This is a genomic window from Methylobacterium sp., assembly GCF_028290105.1.
Lineage (GTDB): Bacteria > Pseudomonadota > Alphaproteobacteria > Rhizobiales > Beijerinckiaceae > Methylobacterium.
On record NZ_JAQGKL010000247.1, the window covers coordinates 1 to 5,461 of the forward strand.

A 5,461-nucleotide genomic window follows, 5' to 3' on the forward strand; every position below is an offset into this window, starting at 1 on the left:
GGCGCGGTAGCGGATCAGGACCTGGCGCAGGGCCTCCTGCTCCTCCGGCGTGCCGGCCGCGCCCTTCAGGGCGGCGGAGGCGCCGCGGATGTTGACGTTCTTGGCCTTTCCGTCGGCGAAAGGCCGCTCGACGAAGCGCTGATCGAAGGCGCTCAACGGAAAGTCGAGGTCGGGGAACATCAGGACCGCGCCGCCCTCCAGGGCATCCACCAGGGGCACTGAGCCGGGTGCCGGCCCGTTACGCGGGACGGAAACGATCGGGCTGATCATCGGGCGGGTCTCCACGAACGCCACGGCGGGACCGGCGGTTTAGCCGAACGGCGCGCCGCTGGCCACGTGCGGCGCGCGGGATCGCGCACTCCGCCCGCGACGGTCCGGCTGGCGAGGATCGCGAATACCGGTGGATGACGTACCTTCCCGGTTGTGGCGGTGGTGGCCCGGGCGCAACCCTGCTTGTTCGGTCGCGTTGATCAAACAGTCGCGGTTCCGGTCTCGAGGGAACCCTGCGGCGAAGAGGAAGCCACGATGGCGACGTTGAAGGAATTCGAGGAGTCGCTGCGCGAGCACGGCATGCACATGGCCCTCGCCCTGCTCGAACGCCTGCGCGACCGCGACCGTGCCACCCGGACGATCAAGCCGGCGCGCCGCCTCACCGGCCAGAAGATGACGCCGGAACTCGCGCGATCCATTCTCGATCTGCACGCCTCCACCGGCATGACCCAGCAGGAGATCGCCTTCAAGGTCGGTGTCAACCAGGGACGGGTCAACGAGGTCATCAAGCGCGGCAAGTGGCTCGACGACGATCCGAACGCCCCCGAGGCGATCGCCCGCGACCGGGCGAAGGCGCGCCTGCGCGCCGACCCCGTCGCCAAGCGCCCGCCCGTTCAACGCACAACCGCCAAGGGGACGGCCAAGCGCGGCAAGGCGGCGACGACGGCCCGCCGCCCGAGCCCGCAGGGACAGCTGATCTTCGGCGACCTGTGACGCGCGGCGCCTGATCCCGTCTAGCTGAGTGGATTTTTCGAAGGCGGGTCGCGGGATCGAGCCTTCGCCGAGGTGCGTTTACGACACACGCCCCGGCCGGAGCCTGATCCATGCGCGCCCTCCCCCTCGCCTGTCTGCTCGTGGCTTGCGCCGGGCCCGCGCTCGCGCAGCGGCCCTCCACCGCCGCGATGTCGTGCGGTCAGGCGAAAAGCCTAGTCGACCGCCAGGGTGGCATCGTCCTTGGGACGGGCGGGCAGACCTACGACCGCTTCGTGCGCGGCCGCAGCGCCTGCGAGGTCACCGAGATCACGGTCCCTGCCTTCGTGCCGGCCGGCGACACGCCGCGCTGCTTCGTCGGTTACCGCTGCATCGAGCCCGGCCGCGGCGACCGGTTCGACGACTTCTGAACAGACAAAGACGCCCCGGCCCGACGGCCGGGGCGCCCCCCGTGTCGCTATGCGACGCGGATCACGCGGCCTGTTGCACCGACCCCTCGATCACCGGAGCATTCTGAGCCCGGCCCGTGGCGATCTGGATCTGGCGCGGCTTCTTGGCCTCCGGGATCTCGCGGACGAGATCGATGTGGAGGAGGCCGTTCTCCAGCGCGGCACCCGTCACCTGCACGTAATCGGCAAGCTGGAACCGGCGCTCGAAGGCGCGGGCCGCGATGCCCTGGTGCAGGAACTCGGCGGCCTTGCCGGCATCGCCCTTGCGCTCGCCCTTCAGGGTCAGCGCATTCTCCTTGACCTCGATCGCGAGATCGGAATCCGTGAAGCCAGCGACCGCCACCGTGATCCGGTAGGCGTTCTCGCCGGTGCGCTCGATGTTGTAGGGCGGATAGGTCGGCGCCGCGTCGGCCGTGACATACTGGTCGAGGGCCGAGAACAGACGGTCGAAGCCGACGGTGGAACGGTAGAGGGGAGCAAGATCGAACTGACGCATCACATATTCTCCGTAAGAAGCAACATGCTGGTTTCGGGTCCGCCCGGGGGCCGGACCTTTCGCGCCGCCGGTATGGCCAGCGCAACCACGATATCGGGGCGGCCGTTTTTCCTCGCAAGAGCCTGACAGCATCCCGGAATCGAATTTTTTGTGCCCGTTCCCTTCACGTGAGACCCTGCCGATGCTGACCCTGCGCTCCACGCCCGACAATCCCGTTCCGCCGGGCGGTTCCCTCAAGGCCGTGCGCACCGAGGATGGAGTGGAGTTGCGGGCTGCCCATTGGCGGCCGACCACCCGGATGGTGAAGGGGACCGTCTGCCTGCTCCAGGGCCGGGCCGAATTCGTCGAGAAATACTACGAGACCATCGCCGACCTGCGCGGGCGCGGCTTCGCCGTGGTGGCGTTCGACTGGCGCGGCCAGGGCGAATCGCAGCGGCAGGTGGACGATCCGCACCGGGGCCATGTCGGCCATTTCGACGAGTACCGCCTGGACCTGAAGGCGATCGAGGACGCGATCCTGCGCCCGCTGATGCCGCATCCGCACCTGTGCCTGGCCCATTCCATGGGCGGCGCCGTGGCGCTCACGGGCGCGCTCGACGGCTGGCTGCCGTTCCGCCGCATCGTCACGGTGGCGCCGATGCTGTCGATCCGGATGGTACGCTGGCCTTCCGGTGCGGCCCTGCTCGCCCGGCTGCTGCACGCGGTGGGCCGGGGCCGGCACTACATCCCGTTCGGCTCTCCCGTCTCGATTGCCTCGAAGTCCTACGCGAACAACCGCCTCTGCCGCGAGCCCACGCGCTACGCCCGCAACGCTGCCGCCGCCCGCGACGTCGGGGCGGGCGCGGTGGGCGATCCCAGCATCGCCTGGCTCGCCAGCGCGTTCCGGGCGATGAAGCGCCTCGCCGATCCCCGCGTGCCCGGCCGGATCACCGTGCCGACGCTGATCGTGGCCGCCGGGGCCGATCCCGTCTGCGGCACCCGGACCACCGAGCGCTTCGCGCGGGGCTTGCGGGCCGGCCACATCCTGGTGCTGCCGGATTCGCGCCACGAGATCCTGTCGGAGCGCGACGGGATCCGACAGGATTTCTGGGCCGCGTTCGACGCCTTCATGCCGGGCTCCGAGGCGGAGGCACCCGCCGAAGGCCGGCGCGTCGATGCCTAGGGCTCAGGGGTTGAGATGGCGGAGGGCCGCCTCGTGCAGGCGGCGGTCGCCGGCCGCCACGATGCGCCCACCGCCCGTGGCCGGGCCCCCGTCCCAGGTCGTCACCACGCCGCCGGCCCCCTCGATGATCGGAATCAGCGCGACGATGTCGTAGGGCTTCAGGCCGGCCTCCACCACGAGGTCGATCTGCCCCGCCGCCAGCATGCAATAGGCGTAGCAATCGGTGCCGTAGCGCGACAATCGCACGGCGCCCTCCAGGCCGAGGAAACGCTCGCGCTCCCCGCCCTGTTCGAACAGGCGCGGATCGGTGGTGGCGAGGATCGCCTGGTCGAGGGCGGTTCCCCGCCGGGTGAACAGAGGACGTTCCCCGCGCGGGGAGCGCAGGCGCGCGCTGGCGCCGTCGCCGGAAAAACGCTCGGCGAGGTAGGGCTGGTGCATCAGGCCACGCACGGCCGCGCCGTGATGCGTCAGGCCGATCAGCGTGCCCCAGGTCGGCAGGCCGGCTACGAAGGCGCGGGTGCCGTCGATGGGGTCGAGCACCCAGACGCACTCGGCGTCTAAGTTCTCCGCGCCGAATTCCTCGCCGAGAATGCCGTGGGCCGGCAGGACGCTACGGATCAGGCCGCGCATCGCCACCTCGGCCGCCCGGTCGGCCTCGGTCACCGGGTCGAAGGCGGCCCCGCCGCGCGCCTTGTCGTCCATTCCGAAGGCCGCGCGGAAGAAGGGCAGGATCGCCTGCCCCGACGCGGCGGCGAGATCGTCCATGAACCGCGCGAGATCGACGACGCTCATCGGCACTTCCCTGATCTGAGACGCCGGAGAGCGAAGCGGACCTCGCCCCCGATCGTCAACCCCAAAGCGCGACGATGCGGGCTCTTGCCGGACCCGTTCCCGTCAGACCGGCATCGGCTGAACCAGGGCGAATTCGCCTTCCGGCTCCGCCGCCGGTTGCGCCTGTACCGGCTCGCCATGAGCGGCCGCGACGACCGCCTCGACGGCCGCGCGCAGGGACGAGACGTGGATGTCGGCATCCACCGCGCGGCGCCGGGCCGCGTCGTCGATGGTGGCGTCGTCCGCCTGCCACAAGCCGACGACGAGGCAGGCCTCGGGCAGCTTGCGCCGCAGGCGCTCGGCGAGACGGCGCAGGTGCGTCGGCTCTCCGCTGATCGCCATGGAGACGATGCACATCAGCCTGGCGGGTCCTGGATCGAAGGCGCCGATCTTCGCGCGTGCCAGGTCCGAGAACGGCACCACCCGAGCGCCGATCCCGCGCTTGGCCAGGAGCTGGGCCAGGATCGCGCAGGCGGCCTCGTCGACGAAGCTTCGTCCGGCAACGCACAGGACCGTACCGGCGGGCCGCCATGCCTCGGGCACCGCCGCCGGGCGCGGGGCGTCCGGGTCGGCCTTCGCTTCGGTGTCGCCCCGCAGGTCGTCGCGGTCGGCCAACTCTTCGATGAGGCCCCCGACGCTGGTGCGGATGTCGCCCTTTTGCTCGGTGGTCAGCACCCCGCGCGCCGCGTCGTGTGCGGCGAGTTCGAGGCCCCGGATCACCACTTCGTCGTAATAGGCGGTGAGCGACCGGGTCTTCAGGATCAGGTCGGCGTGCTCCTGAACCTCCTCAGGATCGTCGGCCAGGATGCGCTGGTAGAAGTTCTCCACCGGTGTCAGCGCCGGGCGGTCGCCGAACAGCACGTCGAGGAATTCGAGCTTGTCCACGTGCCGCCCCAGCACCACGAGGCAGACCGTGAGCGGGGTCGAGAGCAGGAGGCCGACGGGTCCCCAGAGCCAGGTCCAGAACAGGGCCGAGACCAGCACGGCGAAGGGCGACATGCCGGTGGACTGGCCATAGAGCATCGGCTCGATGAAGTGCCCGACCACCGGCTCGAGCACCAGGAACAGGATCAGGGTGCCGATCACCATCGACCAGCCGGGGTCGACCGCCGCCGCGAGCGCGAGGGGAAACAGCGCGGAGACGAAGGCGCCGACATAGGGCACGAACCGCATCAGTGCCGAGAAGATGCCCCACAGCACCGGGTTCGGCACGCCGAGACAATAGAGCCCGACTCCGACGACGACACCGAAGGACGCGTTGAGCGCGAGCTGGACCAGGAAGTAGCGACTGAGGCGCTTGGCGGCGTCGTCCATCGCCACGGTGGTGCGATGCAGGTCGCTGGACCCGGCGAGCCGGATCATGCGGTCGCGCAGATCCTCCCGCTGCATCAGCAGGAACAGCAGGACCACGAAGACGATGCCGATGGTGGCCAGCGGATGCAGGATCGGCGAGAGCAGCGTCCCCGCCATCGTCATTGGGCCCGGTGCATGCTCCTTGACCTCGACGAGGATGGCCTTCTCGGGCGGGGCCGGCCCGGCCTG

At 70.2% G+C, this 5,461-nt stretch carries 7 protein-coding genes; 3 read left to right on the plus strand and 4 right to left on the minus strand.

All coding sequences use genetic code 11. The annotated features are described in order from the left end of the window. The coding region (locus JWQ05_RS17425; protein ID WP_299660998.1) for a Kdo hydroxylase family protein at positions 1 to 270 on the minus strand (270 nt) is incomplete at its 3' end. A gap of 255 nt (positions 271 to 525) precedes the next feature. Here JWQ05_RS17425 and JWQ05_RS17430 point away from each other — a divergent pair. Together JWQ05_RS17430 and JWQ05_RS17435 are read left to right on the plus strand one after the other, a co-directional pair. After that, positions 526 to 984, plus strand: a complete 459-nt coding sequence (locus JWQ05_RS17430; RefSeq protein ID WP_299661001.1) for an RNA polymerase subunit sigma-70 — start codon at positions 526 to 528, stop codon at positions 982 to 984. Positions 985 to 1,094: 110 nt separating this feature from the next. Continuing rightward, a complete protein-coding gene (locus JWQ05_RS17435; protein WP_299661003.1) occupies positions 1,095 to 1,391 on the plus strand; it encodes a hypothetical protein in 297 nt (98 codons plus the stop codon). Positions 1,392 to 1,452: 61 nt separating this feature from the next. On the opposite strand, the gene JWQ05_RS17440 is transcribed toward JWQ05_RS17435, so the two are convergent. Next, positions 1,453 to 1,926: an Hsp20 family protein gene (locus JWQ05_RS17440; RefSeq protein WP_299661004.1), complete on the minus strand. Its 474-nt coding sequence runs from the start codon at positions 1,924 to 1,926 to the stop codon at positions 1,453 to 1,455. Between the two features lie 181 nt (positions 1,927 to 2,107). Here JWQ05_RS17440 and JWQ05_RS17445 point away from each other — a divergent pair, with 181 nt between their 5' ends. Continuing rightward, positions 2,108 to 3,088 (plus strand): alpha/beta hydrolase, encoded by a 981-nt coding sequence (locus tag JWQ05_RS17445; protein WP_299661005.1) that lies wholly within the window; start codon positions 2,108 to 2,110, stop codon positions 3,086 to 3,088. 3 nt (positions 3,089 to 3,091) lie between these two features. On the opposite strand, the gene hisN is transcribed toward JWQ05_RS17445, so the two are convergent. Both hisN and JWQ05_RS17455 read right to left on the minus strand, forming a co-directional pair. Continuing rightward, positions 3,092 to 3,880 (minus strand): histidinol-phosphatase, encoded by a 789-nt coding sequence (hisN, locus tag JWQ05_RS17450; RefSeq protein WP_299661008.1) that lies wholly within the window; start codon positions 3,878 to 3,880, stop codon positions 3,092 to 3,094. Between the two features lie 102 nt (positions 3,881 to 3,982). Then, positions 3,983 to 5,461: AI-2E family transporter (locus tag JWQ05_RS17455; protein WP_299661011.1), on the minus strand; the 1,479-nt coding region annotated here is incomplete at its 5' end.

Bases quoted from the DNA above. Each gene is read 5' to 3' on its own strand.
- JWQ05_RS17440 (WP_299661004.1), bottom strand. From the start codon at position 1,926: ATGCGTCAGTTCGATCTTGCTCCCCTCTACCGTTCCACCGTCGGCTTC.
- hisN (WP_299661008.1), bottom strand. From the start codon at position 3,880: ATGAGCGTCGTCGATCTCGCGCGGTTCATGGACGATCTCGCCGCCGCG.
- JWQ05_RS17435 (WP_299661003.1), top strand. From the start codon at position 1,095: ATGCGCGCCCTCCCCCTCGCCTGTCTGCTCGTGGCTTGCGCCGGGCCC.
- JWQ05_RS17430 (WP_299661001.1), top strand. From the start codon at position 526: ATGGCGACGTTGAAGGAATTCGAGGAGTCGCTGCGCGAGCACGGCATG.
- JWQ05_RS17445 (WP_299661005.1), top strand. From the start codon at position 2,108: ATGCTGACCCTGCGCTCCACGCCCGACAATCCCGTTCCGCCGGGCGGT.